The organism is Paenibacillus sp. S29 (assembly GCF_049319765.1).
Lineage (GTDB): Bacteria > Bacillota > Bacilli > Paenibacillales > Paenibacillaceae > Paenibacillus > Paenibacillus polymyxa_B.
Window position 1 is genome coordinate 188,824 of record NZ_JBMOUI010000008.1, and the last position, 17,040, is coordinate 205,863.

General features: G+C 42.9%; 18 protein-coding genes and 1 pseudogene. 13 read left to right on the forward strand and 6 right to left on the reverse strand.

What is annotated here, in order from left to right; genetic code table 11:
- Nucleotide 1: 1 nt before the first annotated feature.
- The 12 genes from ACL9RM_RS15735 (at nt 2) to ACL9RM_RS15790 (ending at nt 10,501) form a co-directional block, all read left to right on the forward strand.
- Complete coding sequence (locus ACL9RM_RS15735) at nt 2-1,318, forward strand: hypothetical protein (protein ID WP_414126396.1); 1,317 nt, start codon at nt 2-4, stop codon at nt 1,316-1,318.
- Nucleotides 1,311-2,420, forward strand: a complete 1,110-nt coding sequence (locus ACL9RM_RS15740; RefSeq protein WP_414126397.1) for a hypothetical protein — start codon at nt 1,311-1,313, stop codon at nt 2,418-2,420. Before ACL9RM_RS15735 ends, ACL9RM_RS15740 begins: the two co-directional genes overlap by 8 nt.
- Complete coding sequence (locus tag ACL9RM_RS15745) at nt 2,392-3,561, forward strand: radical SAM protein (RefSeq protein ID WP_322161021.1); 1,170 nt, start codon at nt 2,392-2,394, stop codon at nt 3,559-3,561. Before ACL9RM_RS15740 ends, ACL9RM_RS15745 begins: the two co-directional genes overlap by 29 nt.
- 50 nt (nt 3,562-3,611) lie before the next feature.
- Complete coding sequence (locus ACL9RM_RS15750) at nt 3,612-4,601, forward strand: ABC transporter ATP-binding protein (RefSeq protein WP_235309786.1); 990 nt, start codon at nt 3,612-3,614, stop codon at nt 4,599-4,601.
- Entirely contained in the window at nt 4,598-5,407 is an 810-nt protein-coding gene (locus ACL9RM_RS15755; protein WP_414126398.1) for an ABC transporter permease, read from the forward strand. Before ACL9RM_RS15750 ends, ACL9RM_RS15755 begins: the two co-directional genes overlap by 4 nt.
- Before the next feature lie 3 nt (nt 5,408-5,410).
- Complete coding sequence (locus tag ACL9RM_RS15760; RefSeq protein ID WP_231109362.1) at nt 5,411-6,223, forward strand: ABC transporter permease; 813 nt, start codon at nt 5,411-5,413, stop codon at nt 6,221-6,223.
- Nucleotides 6,224-6,258: 35 nt separating this feature from the next.
- On the forward strand, nt 6,259-7,209 hold the full coding sequence (locus ACL9RM_RS15765) for a methyltransferase domain-containing protein (RefSeq protein ID WP_250261296.1): 951 nt from the start codon (nt 6,259-6,261) through the stop codon (nt 7,207-7,209).
- Nucleotides 7,202-8,173, forward strand: a complete 972-nt coding sequence (locus ACL9RM_RS15770) for a 3-oxoacyl-[acyl-carrier-protein] synthase III C-terminal domain-containing protein (RefSeq protein WP_414126399.1) — start codon at nt 7,202-7,204, stop codon at nt 8,171-8,173. The genes ACL9RM_RS15765 and ACL9RM_RS15770 overlap by 8 nt, the downstream gene beginning before the upstream one ends.
- Nucleotides 8,125-8,742, forward strand: a complete 618-nt coding sequence (locus ACL9RM_RS15775) for a hypothetical protein (protein ID WP_235309790.1) — start codon at nt 8,125-8,127, stop codon at nt 8,740-8,742. Before ACL9RM_RS15770 ends, ACL9RM_RS15775 begins: the two co-directional genes overlap by 49 nt.
- A gap of 508 nt (nt 8,743-9,250) precedes the next feature.
- Nucleotides 9,251-9,460 (forward strand): hypothetical protein, encoded by a 210-nt coding sequence (locus ACL9RM_RS15780; RefSeq protein ID WP_422759380.1) that lies wholly within the window; start codon nt 9,251-9,253, stop codon nt 9,458-9,460.
- Between the two features lie 7 nt (nt 9,461-9,467).
- Nucleotides 9,468-9,632 carry a hypothetical protein gene (locus tag ACL9RM_RS15785; RefSeq protein ID WP_250268400.1) on the forward strand — a complete coding sequence of 55 codons (165 nt, stop codon included), beginning with the start codon at nt 9,468-9,470 and terminating at the stop codon, nt 9,630-9,632.
- A 248-nt stretch (nt 9,633-9,880) separates the two neighbouring features.
- Nucleotides 9,881-10,501: an abortive infection system antitoxin AbiGi family protein gene (locus ACL9RM_RS15790; RefSeq protein WP_250261300.1), complete on the forward strand. Its 621-nt coding sequence runs from the start codon at nt 9,881-9,883 to the stop codon at nt 10,499-10,501.
- Nucleotides 10,502-10,811: 310 nt separating this feature from the next.
- Here ACL9RM_RS15790 and xerS read toward each other — a convergent pair whose 3' ends face one another.
- The 5 genes and pseudogenes from xerS to ACL9RM_RS15815 all read right to left on the reverse strand — a co-directional run bounded on the left by xerS (nt 10,812) and on the right by ACL9RM_RS15815 (nt 15,669).
- Nucleotides 10,812-11,882, reverse strand: coding sequence for a tyrosine recombinase XerS (xerS, locus tag ACL9RM_RS15795; RefSeq protein WP_069291975.1), 1,071 nt, complete (start codon nt 11,880-11,882; stop codon nt 10,812-10,814).
- Between the two features lie 285 nt (nt 11,883-12,167).
- A pseudogene (locus ACL9RM_RS15800) lies at nt 12,168-12,454 on the reverse strand (immunity 53 family protein).
- Nucleotides 12,455-13,314: 860 nt separating this feature from the next.
- Nucleotides 13,315-14,046 (reverse strand): NADPH-dependent F420 reductase, encoded by a 732-nt coding sequence (locus ACL9RM_RS15805; protein ID WP_069291974.1) that lies wholly within the window; start codon nt 14,044-14,046, stop codon nt 13,315-13,317.
- 69 nt (nt 14,047-14,115) lie between these two features.
- Nucleotides 14,116-14,310: a hypothetical protein gene (locus tag ACL9RM_RS15810; protein ID WP_155765213.1), complete on the reverse strand. Its 195-nt coding sequence runs from the start codon at nt 14,308-14,310 to the stop codon at nt 14,116-14,118.
- Between the two features lie 390 nt (nt 14,311-14,700).
- Nucleotides 14,701-15,669 carry an NAD(P)H-dependent flavin oxidoreductase gene (locus ACL9RM_RS15815; RefSeq protein ID WP_250261302.1) on the reverse strand — a complete coding sequence of 323 codons (969 nt, stop codon included), beginning with the start codon at nt 15,667-15,669 and terminating at the stop codon, nt 14,701-14,703.
- 207 nt (nt 15,670-15,876) lie between these two features.
- On the opposite strand from ACL9RM_RS15815, the gene ACL9RM_RS15820 reads away from it, so the two are divergent.
- Nucleotides 15,877-16,245 carry a winged helix-turn-helix transcriptional regulator gene (locus ACL9RM_RS15820; RefSeq protein WP_081112397.1) on the forward strand — a complete coding sequence of 123 codons (369 nt, stop codon included), beginning with the start codon at nt 15,877-15,879 and terminating at the stop codon, nt 16,243-16,245.
- A 620-nt stretch (nt 16,246-16,865) separates the two neighbouring features.
- Here ACL9RM_RS15820 and ACL9RM_RS15825 read toward each other — a convergent pair.
- Nucleotides 16,866-17,012, reverse strand: a complete 147-nt coding sequence (locus tag ACL9RM_RS15825) for a hypothetical protein (RefSeq protein WP_231109365.1) — start codon at nt 17,010-17,012, stop codon at nt 16,866-16,868.
- Nucleotides 17,013-17,040 lie beyond the last annotated feature (28 nt).

Consider the following 17,040-nt stretch of genomic DNA (forward strand, 5'->3'; position numbering starts at 1 on the left):
TATGTTGGTTGCCAGCACCTTTGATTCGGAAACCTATTGGCGTGAAGAAGGGAGTAGCAGGTTGCCTTTTATTCCTGATCCTTCACGGTCGCGGGTCGTAATGGCTATGGATGAATTGCTGGCTTCCTTATGTGGCCCGGAGGACACACTGTTGACCCGCTTTGAGATGGATGAGGCGCACATGGATTATTTGGCGCACATCGGCTTTCATTTTAAACAGCTTAGTGCGAATGTCCCAAGCCATGTACCAAATCTATTTCGCGCTCTGTACGAAGTTTCAGAGACCGACGAGCGGCTGAAGCAGTTTAGTGAAATGACTCCCTTTTCAGTCGTACCTTACGTTCACGAGCTTCTCGACAGGTACAACTATTCGAACAAGCTGCCCACCCTTCAAGATGTTAAACGAGTAAATTCTAAGTTGTATTCCGCCGATCTTGCTAAGAGACTTCTGGGCAGCTCCTATAGCCAGCCAGTGTTCAGCGCGGATGAATTGGCTGCAGTAGGGCGAGAGCTTATGGGGTTGTCGAAAGGGGTCCTGTTAAAAGACCCCTTTGGCGTAGCTGGAAAAGGCAATATGCTGTTTAAAAACCTATCATCCTTGGAACGTGTAGTAAGCTATTTGCGCAAACAAGAGCAAGCCGGTTCCTCAACGGCGTTTCTTGTCGAGCCGTTCCTTGACGTGAAATATGATTTTTCCTGCCAATTTTCAATTGATGAGAGCGGGTCGTACCAGATCGTCGGCTTGCAGCAAATCATCAATCGACAGTTTGCTTATGTGGGGTCACAAGCGATGCAGGAGGAGAACAGTCATTCGCTAATTCGGAACGGTTATTTCGATGTCATTGAGAAGCTTGCTTCCTCACTATACAAGGACAGGTACTTCGGCCATGTTTGTGTTGACTCCATGATACTAAAGGACGGGACAATCGTGCCGATTGTAGAAATCAACGCCCGTCAATCGATGGGACTGGTCAGTCATCGACTGGGCGAACGGCTGGAAAATGGGAAGCACGGGACATTTACGTTCCGAACGGTAGGCAGTCGCCATCGGTTTGATTACGGGGAGTGGCTGCGACAGCTGGATGATGACGGCGTTTTATACCCTAATCATACCGGTGAGGGCATCATTCCGCTTTCCCCCGCGTGCATGTTTGCTGGCTATGGGGAATCAGATTACCCACAGACATTAAGCGAAGGCAGTTTCATCAAGGGCAGGCTTTATCTGTTTGTAATCGCGCGAGATGTGCAGGAGCAGAAAAGTTTAATCGACAAGCTAAAGGAACGTTTTGAAGTCCAGGGAGGCAAGTGGTATGGATAGTCATTTGAAGCCTTGTGTCACTATACTTGGATCCGGTAACTCACTAGGTGTGTACATGCCCGCCGTACAGCTAGGCATTTACCTGGAGCGTTCCGGCATTTCAAACGAAGTCTGTGTGCTCGAAAATGTGTATGTCGACGGCTTAAAGAACAAAGTGCCGGCTTATCGTAAAGCCTTTCATGATAATTTCGCTATCGCTCGGAAGAGTGTGGAGTTGGCTCGCGATATTTCAGATTGCCTGGATCCCACCAAGGTACAGCTGCTGCTGGAAGATTGGTCCCGTGAGCGCCGGACGTCGTTCATTGCGTTGACTGGGTTCTGGATCCCGATTTTGGAACAATATGAACGGTTTGTTGGAACTCGGCTCGAGGTCGACATGCTTCATCTCGATGCTACGCTTTCGCCATCTTATTTGGTCTATGGATCTCGAAGCGAGCGATACAACCACATTTGGTTTTACGAACCGACCAAGAAGCGTTTTGAATTACAACTTCCGATGACGGACGAAGCACCGATCCCGTTTCGCCAGCGAGAAGAGAGAATGGTGGTCCATGGTGGCGGCTGGGGGATTGGGACCTACCCGCAGGCTGTTAGAGACCTGCTTGAAGGCGGTATGGAGCTGGATGTTCTGGCTTATTTTGACGAGGATATCCAGCCTGATCCACGCATTTGCTATTATCGGAACGACCCCTCGTGGAGTCCGTGGCTGAGGAATAGACGAGGGGAGTTCGGTTTTCCTCCATTTGCTCAGATCCAACATGGAGAGACTCCCATTTACTTAGACAGCGGAACTGTTCCCCTGCTATTTGAACGAATTCGCCGTTGCACAGCCATTGTCAGTAAGCCGGGTGGCTATTCCTTGATGGAATCGTTCGCCGCTGCGACGCCTATGGTTTTTCTTGATCCCTTTGGAAGACACGAAACCGCCAATGCTGAATATTGGATTAAGCAAGGATTTGGCGTGTCCTTTACGGATTGGAAGATGCAGGGGTTCAACATCGAGATATTGGAACGTGCTCATTGTAACCTTCTATATGCCCGCGAGCATTGCAAAACTTATGGAGGTGTAAATTATGCAACCCAAAACGAGTCGGAAGTTTGATGAGCGCGTGTTTAACGATCTGAAGCGTACAATTATGAATATGTCCCGGGTCAGTCGGCTTCGAGCGACCGATAGTCGCTATGCGATGGAGATCCCGGAAGATATCGGGATCAAGCTGAACAACGGGTGCAACCTGCGTTGCAAGCATTGCTACGAGTGGAACGCGGACGGCTTTCACTGGGACATGTCCAAGGAGGAGCAAGGTAAAGAAATCGATGTCGCGTTGGTCGATAAGCTCCTTGCCTTCACCCATGAGAAGAAGTCGAAAGTTTATCTTTGGGGCGGAGAGCCGTTGTACCATAGCAAGTTCGATCAGATTGCAAATCTGCTGGAACGCGATCAGCGGACGACGACGATTTGTACAAACGCGATTCTTTTGGAGGAAAAGTTAGATTCACTGCTTAAGATCGGTGAGGGACTTGTTGTACTAGCCAGTCTGGAGGGATTCGAGGCTGAGAACGACGCGATTAGGGGCAGAGGGACCTACAAAAAGGTGGTTAGTGCCATAGAGCGTCTGCTGGAGTTGCAACGGCAGGGCATTTTCAAGGGCAGAGTATCCGTCAGCTTGACGATGAATGATCTCATGATTCCCAAAATGTTTGATTTTATGAAGTTTTTTGAGGAGATGGGCGTGGATTCGGTCTACTTTGTGTATCCGTGGTATATCGCACCTGAGTCTGCTCAGGAGATGGACAATTTCTTCATCAAAGAGTTTGACTGGTTGGATCCAATCCGTCAGGGTAGCTGCAGTTGGAATTCATTCACTTATCATATCTCCGGCGAGAAGGTGGGGGCACTCAAGGAGGAGGTTCTCCGCATCTCCGAGCAAACATGGGGAAGCCGGGTTCGATTTATGCCCGCATTGGAGCAAGACGAGATAGAGGATTTTGTCACTGGTGTGCAGAGAACCGGGATGAAGCGGAAGGAATGCTTGGCGATCTCCACCCGAATGGACGTATTACCGAGCGGAAACGTCACTCCGTGCAAGTTCTTTCCTGAGATGGCGGTCGGCAACATTAGTGATGTGGATGTGAAGGAGGTTTGGAAGGGGGAAAATTTTGCCAAACACCGAGAGGTATTAGCTTGCGGACTGATGCCGGTCTGTTCCCGATGCGGGTTACTTTATCATTATGGCCGGTAAACGTTATCGTCCACCTTCTAGTTCGATTTAATTGTTAAGGAGGAGCGCAATTGACAGCGATCCATGTGGTGCAGTTAGCTAAAAACTTCACCTATTACACCAAAGAGGTCGGAATGCTTCATTCCATTAAAAACCTCTTTTATCGGAAAAGTTTGACGAAGAAAGCGGTGAAAAATATCTCCTTTTCGATCGAAGAGGGGGAAATGGTTGCTTTCCTTGGGCCTAATGGGGCAGGCAAAACGACGACGCTAAAGATGCTCTCTGGCATCTTACATCCAACTAGTGGCGAACTTACTGTACTGGGCTTCAAGCCTTATGAGCGAAATAAGGAATTCAAGAAGCAGTTCGCTATTGTAATGGGGCAGAAGAGCCAACTATGGGTTGACTTGCCTGCGGCGGAATCCATTTTGCTAAACAAATATATCTATCAGGTTGACGATCGGCATTACAAACAAACACTGAACGAACTCATCGAACTGTTGGACGTCAAGCACATTATGAATGTTCAGGTAAGGCGTTTATCGCTAGGTGAGCGTATGAAGATGGAGCTCCTTGCGGCGCTTATTCATAAACCGAAACTGCTTTTCCTGGATGAGCCGACGATCGGGCTCGATATTGTTACACAGAAAAAGGTGCGGGAGTTTTTGAAGTATTACAATGAACAGCATAGGACAACGATTATTTTGACAAGTCATTACATGAAGGACATCGAGGATCTGTGCAAGCGGACGATCATTATTAATGATGGCAGGCTCGTCTTCGACGGGGATCTGAAGCGAATCGACGATGTTTTGAACGACACGAAAATCATACAGTTAAAATTTAAGCAACACGTAGCGACTGGACAGCTGCAGTTGTACGGGAAGGTGCGTCAATCGGACGGATTTCATGCCACGCTGGAGATAAGTAAGGAGCGCATTAGCATGGCTTCCAGGGATTTGCTTGAACACTACCCGATTGAAGATATTACGATCGAAGATATTCCTATCGAGGAAGTCGTTGTATCCTTGTATCAGCGGGATGATCGGGTATCCGGATGAGTGCCTTTCCCAAATACGGACGCGTGTTCCAGTTAGGCGTTCAGTCTTCACTCGAATATCGATTTGACTTTCTCTTTTCCTTGATCAGTGCATTCTTTCCGATTCTGATCCAATATTATATTTGGTCAGCGGTCTATGGAAGATCGGAATCGTCGGAATTTTTCGGATATACCTACGGCCAAATGATTTTATACACGATAACGGCAGCCATCGTGACGAAAATTGTGACAACGGATATAGGTCAAAACGTGGCCACCGAGATCAAAGATGGTGGGTTGAATAAATATTTGGTTCAACCGGTCAGTTTTTTCGCTCTGAAGCTATTTACTATGCTGGGGCAAAAGATTTTCTTTTTTTCAGCCATGCTATGTATCTTGCTGTTTACACTCGTTTACTTGACCGGAACTTATGGTATACGGATTCCCTTGGCACATATTCTACTCTTTATGGTGTCAATGGTCATGTCTTTGTTGTTAAACTTTCTTATCTCTTATACGCTCGCGGCTGTTGCATTTAAATTGTCTGAAATCTCCTATTTTTTTGAAATGACCGGCTTATTTGTCATCATTTTAAGTGGTGGTGTTTTTCCGATTGAGGTGTTTGGTAAGACCATAAATAAGATTTTAGACTACTTGCCATTCAAGTATACGATCCATTTTCCTGCGAATGTTATTAATGGCAGATTGTCAATGGACGAGGCAGTACAAGGAATCGGGATGCAGTTCTTCTGGATGATCGCGCTGCTTGCCTTTTCACGGATTGTATGGCGCGCCGGAATGAAGAAGTATCTCGGATTGGGGGGCTGACCGGTGAGAGGATGGCTGGGAACGCTTCGCAACTACCTAATGATTTACTTTTTGTTCATTAAGAACTGCTTTATTGCTCAAATGGAATACAGGACGAACTTCATACTCGGGATTGCTGTGGAAATCGCATACTTGTTTGCCAAGCTGCTTTACGTCGTAGTAGTCTATGAGACGGACTTGCATATCGGATCGATCACGCCTGATGGTATCTTGATGTTTGTCGGCACATACACGATTATGACCGGTCTTTATTCCGGGCTCTTTTTCCCTAATTTCGTCAGGGTATCCGAGTATATACGCAGCGGGACGTTGGATCTACTCATGGTTAAGCCAATTTCACTACAGTTTTTGGTTTCGCTTCGATACATCGATCTTGGGATGCCAATTCCGAATTTCATCGCGGGTGGAACGATGGTTGTGATCAGTTGGAATGCATTAAATATCCCGGTAACGGCATGGAGTTTATTCTCATTTTTGTTTTACTTGGGGACAGCGTTGATCATTACTTACTGTCTCATGTTCATCCCAGCCTTGTTATCCTTCTGGCTTGTTAATACGGGAGGGCTGGCGGGAATTTTCTATTCCATTTGGGACGCCAATAATATGCCAATGCCGATCTATTCACGTTTCATCCAACGAATCGGCGTGTATTTATTGCCTTTTCTCGTCATTACGAATTTTGCGCCTATGATGGTGATGAATCAGCTGACACCTGCTTTGGCGGTATGGGGCGCTATCGTACCAATTGTGCTCCTTGTAATCGTTCGATTCGTTTGGAGTCGGGCAATACGTAATTATAACAGTGCAAGCGGCTAAAGGCTGACAACTTAATTGAGGGAGGGAGGAATGACATGCATATGCTTCGTTGGCCGGCAACCGGCATTGCCTTAGTATGTCCTATTTGCAAGTCAAAGCTAAACACATCGGATCAGATGTTGGTGTGCGGGGAGTGCGCGGTCAGTTACTTCTTCGGTGATGGTGGTGTTCCGTTTATGCTGGCTGATCTGCAAGGGCAGGAAAGCGGGGAAACTGCAGTCCTCAAAAAGGATATCATGAAGATGTTCACTAACTATAATCGGTCCTTGGACGAGAGTGGCTTTTCCCGTTTCTCGACATTTATCAATTGGGGGTTCGCCTCCGAGTTCAATCAGGCCCCAGCAAGTGTCAATCGAAACTCCATCCGGCTTCTGCAGGAGTGCTTGGATGGTTTATATCTCGAGGATAAGAACATTTTGGAGGTAGCCTGTGGCAGGGGGGGAGGCGTGCGAGAGCTCTGTCGAAGTTACGGTGTGAGAAGCGTTGTTGGCTTAGATCTGACCGAAGCCAATATTGCATTTTGCCAATTGACCAACCGTTTCCCAAATGCCTATTTTTGTGTTGGGGATGCCGAGAGGCTTCCTATCGGTTCGTCATGCTGTGATTTTGTCCTCAACATGGAAGCGTCTGATCTATATCCATCGATTAAGTCTTTTTATGACGAGGTCTTCCGGGTGCTGAAACCGGGCGGGACTTTCGTTTATGCGGACGATTTGCCAACCTGGAAGTTTGACGATGGTGAACGATATTTGCTTGAACTGGGCTTCGAGCTGCTTATATCACGCGATATCACGGGGGAAGTTTTGCTTTCAAGTGATCAAGTTCTAAAGAATCGCATAGCCGCTTTTGGAACTGAAGATCAGATGGATACTGCGATTTGGAAAACAATGGGTGTGCCAGGCACGTCCTTGTACGATGAAATGAAAAGCGGGGAACGCCAGTACAAGATCATGCATTTCCGAAAGCGGGCTCATCACAATGTATGAGAACCACGTGACGATCGTCGATTATTCCGTCTATCTCCCGAAGTCCCGTATCCATGTCACGAAAGCGATTCAGCAGGTGAAGGCCGACGGCGTAGAATTTCGAATGAGTGATTCGGAATACTTGAACAAAGGCTTTGAGCTGGTGTCCATAGAAGAGGAACTTGAATTGGAACAGATGATTGCTACCGTGTGTAGGCCAATTCTGCGCCGGGCTCTGCAGATGAATGTACAGATCGCGGCGGTCATGTTTGCTAGTGTAACGAATAATGAAAACGGTGAACGGAATCTTTTTGATCGCCTAGCAGATGAATTCGCCCTTGAGGCAGTCCCATTTATCCCTTTGGAGGAATATTCTTGTTCCACGATGCACTTATCGTTGTGCCTGGCGTCGAACTACTTCATGGCCCCGCGTCAGCAAGGTGAAGGAATCTTGTTCATCACTGCCGACAGAGCCATGAATTCTTATGAACGGAGCGATCCGTTCATGGTGTTCGGTGACGGCGCGAGTGCTGCTTTATATATGAAGGGGCAGCGTCAAGGACAGCAGACACTTGCTTCGGTTATGAGAGTCGACGGCCTCGTATACGATCTGGCTCCAGATCGTATTCAATTATATTACTCAACGTTTTATTTAGGGGTCAGACAGGCAGTAAGAGCAGCATTAAGCGAGTCCGGTATTCACATTGCTCAGATCGCCGTGATCTTTTGCACCAATTTGGGGCTACACGTATGGAGTATGCTGGCTCAAGTGCTGAGGGTGTCCCTGGAACGCTTCTACAATCTAACCCTCTCCAAGGACGGACATATTCATAACACCGATATCCTAAATAATATCGATCACGCTATCCGTTCAGGTTTCTTGAAAGAAGGGGACTTGTATATGACGATTTCCGTTGGCTTTGGAGGCTATTACGGTTGTGCGATTCATCGGTATTCCAAGAAGGTGAACGAGCTATGTATTTGACATTTCATCATGCTGAGGCCGCTGTGGGATTAGAAATGCCATGGGGACGGATAACCGATCTAATTGAAAAGAATAGGAATTGGACCGAAGGAATTGACTTGCTCTGTTACTGTCATCAGACGGACTTTGAAGCTGGTGTTAATGGCTGTGCTAAACTGAGACAAGAATTAGGGCTAAATGAGGTTATGCCCATTTCCGTCGGGCAGTCTGGTAGCCTTTCTCTATCTAATGCATTAACAATATTAGACTGGATGTTCAATAGCGGTACAAAAAATCATGCTCTTTGCGTCATTGCCGACTCATTCATTCCAGATCATATCGACAAACAAGGGAGTTGCTTGAGTATGACCGCACTGATCGGTGTGTCGACTATGGCCGGTGATTATCGAGTTGAAAGCTGCCGTAAGCTTCCAGGCACCAACGTTAAAGCAGGAGCAAAAAGCGCAGTTGAACCGATCCTAAAGCTTGGACTGCACCAATCAGAGTTTACAAGCGATCTGGAGATGGAAGTCGTCACGTTCGATGCTGGAGTCTTCGGTGCAAGCCAACTGAAGTTACGACGAACATAATTTCCTCGTACCCACCATCTTACCAAGGCCATTTAGGAGAAGGATTGGTTTTTTCCATGCGCTCCATCGTGACCTCGGGATATTGCTTCTTGTCGAGGGACAAGAACATTGTGTCATTGAAGTCGCTATTTTAGCGGCTTTTTTATTTTATCGGTAAAAGTTCGTGTCCCGAGCCAAGGACAAGAACTTTTACCGATTGCCGGAATGGACAAGAACATAGTCCGATTGCCGATTAGATGTGTACCTAAACGAAAAGTGATTTAGTGAGAACCTCAATAGGCAACATAATGCAGGACAGTTTTCACATTTCTTATGGATTAAACGACTCGATAAAAGCTAAAAACGAGCGGTTAGGAATTAAGAAAGCGAAATATTGATACTGAAACTACCTGCTGAGTTTCATATTGTTATACCTGACGGTCGAAGATTAGTCATTTTGGCCAATCACTTCAAGAGTAAAGGTAATGGAAATCAAGATGAGAATGATGCATTACGAAAGAAACAGGCAATGCGAGTACTTGAAATCTATGAAGGTCTTCGTGCTACTAATGATCTAATTGCTATAATGGGAGATCTTAACGATAGTCCTGGTAGAGATACGTTATCCCCACTTTTAGGGGAAGGTTCCGATCTGAAAGACGCCAGTGAGGTAGAAGGCTTCAACTTTGCCGGCCGGCCCGGAACTTGGGGTGATGGTACTGCCCAAGGACAAAATTGACTATATATTGATGTGGCCAGCACTATTTCAGATTGCACGCGGCGGAGGCATTTACCGTGCCGGTGTTTGGGGAGGCAAAAACGGAACTTTATTTCCCCATCTTCCTGAGATAACAAGCCCCGTACAAGCCGCATCAGATCATGCAGCAATATACGTGGATCTTGACCTTTAAGTTCTAAATAGAAAAACAATATAAAATGTGTATTAAAAGTGATACCGTTTCTCTTACCAGTGGGACGGTATTTTTTATTTTTCAAAACAGAATTGCTCCAGATGATTATGAAGGATATAGTCGTATTAAAAAGATATAATTAAGCTGAATCAATACTGCTTAAAAAGACGTATTTTCATTGCTTTGCATCAGGTGAAAAACTAGATAATCTTAGTATCAGAGCTAAAATATAATAAAAGGAGTCACTTATGGGAAATAGCACAAGTAACAACGAAATGGTCTTAAAGGAAGCACCACAAGTCAACAGAGAAAGTGTGCCCTATCGACAAAGTGCAAATGTACTCTTTAATTTCATGCCAAAACTCGATTATTTAAAAGATAAACTAAGATACAAAGCAATGATTCCAAGATATTACGAAGAATCCGTGGAGTATTTAGATTTAGAGGTAATTAAGAAAATAGCATTTCCAATGGTTTGCTTCTGTGACATTCATCTAAATAAATTGACTTATCACATGGGTGACAGAAATAGCCATGATGGATACGGAAGATATGGAATTGGTATGAATAAAGATTGGGGGATCACCGGCGGAATAAAGCCTATCAGCTATATGAATGATTCTTCTGCTCTCTTATCCGATTACAAAGGAGCATTCACACAAGCACTAGAACAAAATAATGAGGGGAAAGGAGATGAAATAATACATAATTTCATGTTCCGAAGAAAAAATGGTAAAATTCCTAGGGTGCCTACAAAGAACCCCGATGTATGGATTGCCGCCGGTTGGAGATACCGCCTGCGGCCGGAGCATATTATATGGCCATGCTTCAGGACGTCCCAAGCATCGGGATCGATACTGTGCAGTTAAGCCAGGTGATTCAGTATCAATTATGCCAGCCACACTGACGAAGGAGGAAGTACTATAGAGGGAGATGAGCGTATTGTATCTAAAAGCATTTGATCTAGATTTACCTTATATAATTAATGATGAAAATGTTGAATCAATGAAGTGGGGCTTTTATAAAGTTTTATTTATCATGAAATAAATTAGAGATGTATAATTTATCAAATAATCTTGAAAATCGCAATGCTCGTTATGAGTGAATGCGCCGCTAGACATTTAGTCAAAATACGGATTTTGTGAAGATGTTCAAGAGAAACCGCGTAGCGACACGGTTTCATCGGTCCATATTATTCACAGCATTACGCATCTCTTCATCTGTTAAGTGAGTATATATCATTGTTGTTTGAATGGAAGAATGCCCTAATTGATTCTTTAGTCTTGGGACATCGTTATTTTCAAGATGATATCGCGTTGCAAATGAATGCCTGAGCGAATGCACTGTTAGAGAAGGTTTCCCAAAGGCAGTTGCATATTTTTCAATCAGCTTTTCAATTGATCGTTGTGTCAGACGACGGCTTTTTCCTTTACGACCTACAGGAGCTGCAATGAATAAATAGTTTTCTTGTTTATCTGGTAAATATCTTGTTTCTCTGATCTGCAGATAACTTTCTAAATCCATTAAAGCCTGTTTGCTAAAGTAAACGTATTGTTCTTTATCACCTTTACGTACCACTCGAACTAAAGCTTTATTCATATCTAAGTCATCCATATTAATTCCTGCAACCTCAGACAATCTAAGCCCTGAACCTAATATCAGCGAAACGATTGCTGTATCACGCTCACGATTAAACTGATGAAACGTAAAAATACGCTTGTTTTCTTTATGTTTTTCACCAAAATCATAAGCTACAAATTGCCTGAATAATTCGAAATCATCATTTCTTAGAATTTTTCCTTCAATACGGTTTGCAATGGTTTCTTGGCTTTCTTTGATAGCATTCAAATCCATCTTGGCCATTACATTTCGTTGAATATAAGGCTTCAAGTCGCTTGTTTCAGCCTTATTCTGAAGGTAATCAAACAACGATTTTAGAGAGGACAATTTGCGATTTATCGTAAGTTTCTTGTTTCCAAGTTGATAATCCAGGAATGACAAGAAGTTTTCCACTTCACGTATTGTTAATAACTCCAATGTTTCTAAGGTTATTTCTTTCCGATTTGATGAAGTTAGATTCTCTGCAATAAGCCAATCGAAAAAAATAATGTAATCATGACAGTAATTAAGAAGTGTTGTTGGAGATAACTTGCGTTTTTTGCTATCGATAAATTCTGTAACGTACCAAGGTAAATCAGATAGTTTATCATCAATTCGTTGCATATAGTGCATTTTCATTTGTTTATCCATTATATGTACGTACCTCCGTATTTTCAATATATCTCATTCTCATTTATTCGTCAAATTATTATTTTACGTAATTTTAATATTCATCTTACATTATGGCATGGTAATTCGGAATATCCCTATGAATAGGAGAATTTTGTTTTTTTCAGCACACGTTCAACCCAAAGTCTTTTGGCTTCTGCTTTATCTTGAGCTAGCTTGGTTCCACAGTTAAGAAAACCCGCCTAAGCATGGGTTAAAAAGTTCTAAGGCTTAACATCTGTTTTATCATTCTCGCGATACCGAGTATTAATCTAACTTTACCCATCTATAGAATATAGATAGCATTTCACCTAGATTTCCTGGGCCCCCTGCAGAAAATAAACTGCTCTCGATATTGCAGTGAATCCAGTCATCATCGCTTCTCTCTATTATAAGCGCATTAAATTTTTTGTTTCTAGTTCTGTTTCTTTTAAATTAATTTTAATATGCCATCCTGGGTTATCAAGCGTTGTTATTTTTATTCGTTCTTGATGCTCCCAATCTTCATCGCAGTGTAAATAATACCATTCTTGTAACCAAGTTAATATATCCAATCATTACACTCCTTATGGCTTACGTAAATTTTTCGTCACAGGCAAAAAGATTGAATTTTTGGATCATCATAATTACAAATTGCTAAAACTTTTATTTTATCAGTACTTCCATCCTCTAGTAAAACCTCACCATATTCACCTATTTCTGAATAACATATCAGTTTAGCACCTCAGTTTCATTAAGCATTTACTCACCTTGTTCTTTCTAAACTTTGATTTGTTGATTTTCACAGATTGATCTGTTCTAATAAAATTCCCTTGAGTATCCCACTCTTCTAAATGATAATTCTGCAATGAATGGATTTATTTCAGTTTAAGTTCCTTTCCCTAATAATTTTCTATATCGTCCATTGCATCTATAACTTAACATTTCTATACTGTGTTTGCCTAAGTTGCTTCCAGTACTTTTCCTCGCGCTCTTCCTGAGAAAGCTTTTCACCATGTTATCCTGTCGTTCAAACAAATTTAATTATCAACCAAGCCCCTGTTCTGCCATAAAAAAACAACTCACCAGGAGTTGTTTTTAATATTCATGCTTCTTTGTAAGAACCCACGTACCTAATCTGTTTAAAATCTTTGGATAATCCATGGATAAATGTATTTCTAATGATCTTTAATATTCATTAGATACTCAACTAAGGTCGCAAAACCAATGATTGAGGAGAAAATCCTTCTTGATGCGCCTTCTTCATGACTTCGCTTTCCGGCCGACGTGTCCGGTTTGAAATTCTTATTTTGCCTGTTATAGATGCGAAGGACATTAGCTCTTGCTTGGTTTGCACCTTATCCGTTTCGTTGCACAGGCCTCTGCCAAGATTTTTAAAGCACACGGATAAAGATTGAAGGCAAAAAAATTCAACTCAGGAGTTATATATATCTCTATTCAGGTTCACAATGTCTTGGTGCGAATATCCCCCAGTAGCTGCCGATAGCTTCTCTATCACTTTATCGCGTTGGAATGGAGCTTTTTCTTTATTTGCTTTTTTTAATGCTTCGGTTAGTTCCTCTTTGGTAAGTTCTGTGCAGTACGCAGGGGTTCCTGGCTGTTGTCGCCACGAATCACTTAAAGATCCGCTATCTACTGGGTCGAAGCCGAGCTCATTTACTACGTTCATGGTTATTTGTTTATGCGACTGGTTATCACCAGCAATCGCTATGGCAAGTCGTCCACTGGTACCTTCGGGAGCTCCTTTATATTCTAACGTATAGGCTAATAAATTGTTGAAAGCTTTAGTGATAGGTCTCCCTAACTGATTTGATACCCAAACACTTTCAACCAACCCATTCTCAATTTCTTCAATTTTATTGTCTCTATACGGATAATAATTTGAAGTGTCAACAACGACTACTTCCTCCCCAACTTTATCTACAATGCTGCGAATGCTTGGCAGTGCGTTGAAAGGGATCGATATGACTAGAACAGCAATGTTTGTTATTACTTCATCTACACTCACTGGTGTACCTGCAAGTTCTTTTCCCTCTAGCCGTTCAATCCCGCGAGCATCTGCAATTTTGACATCATGTCCATTCTCAATTAATTTTTTTGCGATATTCGACGCGATGGGTCCTGCACCTATAATTCCAAATCTCATTTTCATTTCTCCCTATTCTAAAAGTTATTTTACGTCGCTGATCGGGTAGTAAGAAATTATTATTATTTTTTATTTTAGACTTCCGTATTGGTAGGGAACTCCCATATTCTCACGCAGTGTTTTACCCTCATATTCTCTGTAGAACAAACCGCGGTCCTGCAAAATTGGGACAACCAGTTCCACAAAATCAGCAACTCCATCATAGGCTATATCCAGAACAACCGAGAAGCCGTCACATGCCTCTGCCAAAAACCATTCTTCCAAGAAGTCAGCAACTTGTAAGGGGGTCCCTGCAACTACCGGATGATAGTTAATGACTCCATAGGCAAGTACGTCTCGTATCGATAGCCCTTGTTTAACAGTCTGATATTATCATAGACGGCTCTAATTGCTCTTTATCGAGTAGCTGATACTGGTTTTCAAATAATACCATGGATTAGAGGTAACCGCGGCTTAAGAGCAGGCTTATCTCCCGACGGAATACCGATACATAGCCCCACCCACGGAATCACATATTTAGGTAAATTCGTTTGATTAGCTGCCTTAAAGATGGCCTCCCGTTGTTCCGCCGTCAGGGTTTATTCGCATAAGAACGAACAGAGGTATGATTTTGAAGTAATTCAAGCATATTATTCAAAGGATGGGTCTCCGTTTTTACTTAATACCAGCTGCTAACTCATCAACCACTTCTTGTACAGTTTGGATCTTTTTGATTGGTGTAATTCCAGTACCAACAGTGATAATACCACCTTCGCCGTTACCTTCAAGCATACCGATACGGATTACACTTGAACTACCCCCAAACTTAGCAATTTCTTCACGAGATGCGCCCTGGTTATCCATAGCCACCAATTTTTCAGCAAACGGTGTAGGCAACGAACGATAGTAAGCTGGTAAAGTACGGTACAACAACAAATCTGCTGCAGATGAATCCACTATCATTTGCTTTACTGATTGTGCTGCGGGGTTTTCAACAGTAGGAATAAAACGGCTTCCTAAAAAGACACCTTCTGCCCCCAATTCAAAGGCGCTGGCAACACCGCGAGCATCACCGATTCCACCAGCAGCGATAACTGGAATATCAAGCACATCAACGATCATAGGAGTTATTGTAAACGTACCAATGATACTTGTTGGCAATGTTCCACCCTCATCAAATCCAGTAACAACATAAACGTCAACACCCATAGCTTGAGCAGCCTTTGCATCTTCGATCGTTGGAGTCAAAGGACGATAAACAATCTTAATGCCCGCTTCCTTTAATGGGGTAATGATCTTTTCAGTCAATGTTCCTTCAACACCATTAAGAAGAATAACTTGAACACCTTCTTCAATGACAACTTCTAAAATTGGCCAAGTGAACTTCATATTTGCATCAGTAATCAAAGTTGTACCAAATGGTTTATCCGTCAGTTCCTTTGTTTTACGAATCTCGCGGCGCATACGTTCTGCGGTTTCCTCTGGAGAGGTTGTAATTGTCGTTTGACCGGCATTCGGACCAAGAATCCCTAAACCACCCGCATTACTCACGGCAGCAACAAATTCAGCATTCGTAATCCAACTCATAGGTCCTTGTAAAATGGGCTTTTCAATACCAAGAATTTCTGTTACACGATTTTTCATAATTATTATCCTCTCTTTAGCACCATTATTGGCATAATACTGTAAAGCTTAATTGGTCTGCTCTCCGGGTTATGTTACAATAATCATTAGCTTGCTAATTAGTTAGCAGCCTTGGCACTATCATAAGTCCATACGTTTCATTTGCAAAGAAGGCAATTTAAATGAACGTAGTACATATTTTTGTACTTTTAGACTGGGAGCGATATCATGAGGGTATGTAATGAAGGATTTGAAAAAGAGTTTATTGATGAAAAAAGAAATATGTACGCAATAGCCTTTACGCAAAATGTACTTTCGGGGCGATGGAAATATTTCATTATCTGGTATCTGGAAGGGGAAAGACGCCGGTTTACCGAGATAAAAAATTTCCTGAGAGGCTTGTCGCAAGGCTCGCTCACCAAGCAACTCAAGGAGCTGGAGGACGACGGAATTATTCAGCGCGATGTGTATCCGGAAGTTCCGCCACGGGTCGAATATTCGCTGACAGAGAAAGGAAACAAACTGCTGCCTGTCCTAAAGAAGATGGAGGAATTCGGTAAAGAATATGGGGAGAAGCCTGAATTAGATGAAGGATAAAGGCTACCCCCTAATCAGCCAGCACATAAAATCTCGCCATCTGGACCAAATGTATGTTCAGGATTGCTCCTTCAGCCAGCCATTCTAGTCCACCTCAAAAGGAATGGCCTTGCCACTACTTCTAATTGCATAACATATCGGGTAACAGTAAGTTAAGCCAACCTTTGGGGCTAGGCCCAATATCGAACCTGGTCAAATCGGCAATAGTACCATGTTCTTGTCCTTTGCTTAGGACAAGAACTTGTACCGTTAAAAGACAAGAACTTGTACCTATTGGCGTTTTTTGTTCGCCCTCTTTACTTTATATTAGCATAATAAAAAAAAACTTTGAAAGCGACAGACATGGTCTTGTGTGTCCTGCATTCTTTCTTTGTCCCCAACTCTTCTAATGAAGCTATTTAAAACCCCTAACAATTAATGTTAGGGGCTAACTTCAAGTGAAACCAGTATATCGCGCCCGTTGTGGCCAAAGAATACGTCCAATGATCCATTTATCATTTTACTTTTAAAAAGTGTATAACTCAATTTATTACCAAGGTAAAAGCAAAGCTTATCAAGAACATCGAAAAAAATCCTATTTCAAAATTATTCTTTGCATATTGATAAGTCTAACAAGGCAATTAATTAAAATCTTGCATTAAGTCATCAATCACTGCTTTTACAGTTCTAATCTCTTTAATTGGAGTAATACCTGTGCCGACAGTAATATAGCCATCCACTTTGTTACCCTCTAGCATTCCGATACGCAGACCACTTGCTCCGCCCATTGCTTTTGCTCTTACTGATCACCCCTTG

Coding starts and splice junctions, on each gene's coding strand:
- ACL9RM_RS15745 (WP_322161021.1), top strand. CDS start 2,392: ATGCAACCCAAAACGAGTCGGAAGTTTGATGAGCGCGTGTTTAACGAT.
- ACL9RM_RS15765 (WP_250261296.1), top strand. CDS start 6,259: ATGCATATGCTTCGTTGGCCGGCAACCGGCATTGCCTTAGTATGTCCT.
- ACL9RM_RS15815 (WP_250261302.1), bottom strand. CDS start 15,669: ATGAAAAATCGTGTAACAGAAATTCTTGGTATTGAAAAGCCCATTTTA.
- ACL9RM_RS15735 (WP_414126396.1), top strand. CDS start 2: ATGTTGGTTGCCAGCACCTTTGATTCGGAAACCTATTGGCGTGAAGAA.
- ACL9RM_RS15755 (WP_414126398.1), top strand. CDS start 4,598: ATGAGTGCCTTTCCCAAATACGGACGCGTGTTCCAGTTAGGCGTTCAG.
- ACL9RM_RS15820 (WP_081112397.1), top strand. CDS start 15,877: ATGAGGGTATGTAATGAAGGATTTGAAAAAGAGTTTATTGATGAAAAA.
- ACL9RM_RS15780 (WP_422759380.1), top strand. CDS start 9,251: ATGCGAGTACTTGAAATCTATGAAGGTCTTCGTGCTACTAATGATCTA.
- xerS (WP_069291975.1), bottom strand. CDS start 11,882: ATGGATAAACAAATGAAAATGCACTATATGCAACGAATTGATGATAAA.
- ACL9RM_RS15770 (WP_414126399.1), top strand. CDS start 7,202: ATGTATGAGAACCACGTGACGATCGTCGATTATTCCGTCTATCTCCCG.
- ACL9RM_RS15740 (WP_414126397.1), top strand. CDS start 1,311: ATGGATAGTCATTTGAAGCCTTGTGTCACTATACTTGGATCCGGTAAC.
- ACL9RM_RS15825 (WP_231109365.1), bottom strand. CDS start 17,012: ATGGGCGGAGCAAGTGGTCTGCGTATCGGAATGCTAGAGGGTAACAAA.
- ACL9RM_RS15805 (WP_069291974.1), bottom strand. CDS start 14,046: ATGAGATTTGGAATTATAGGTGCAGGACCCATCGCGTCGAATATCGCA.
- ACL9RM_RS15790 (WP_250261300.1), top strand. CDS start 9,881: ATGGGAAATAGCACAAGTAACAACGAAATGGTCTTAAAGGAAGCACCA.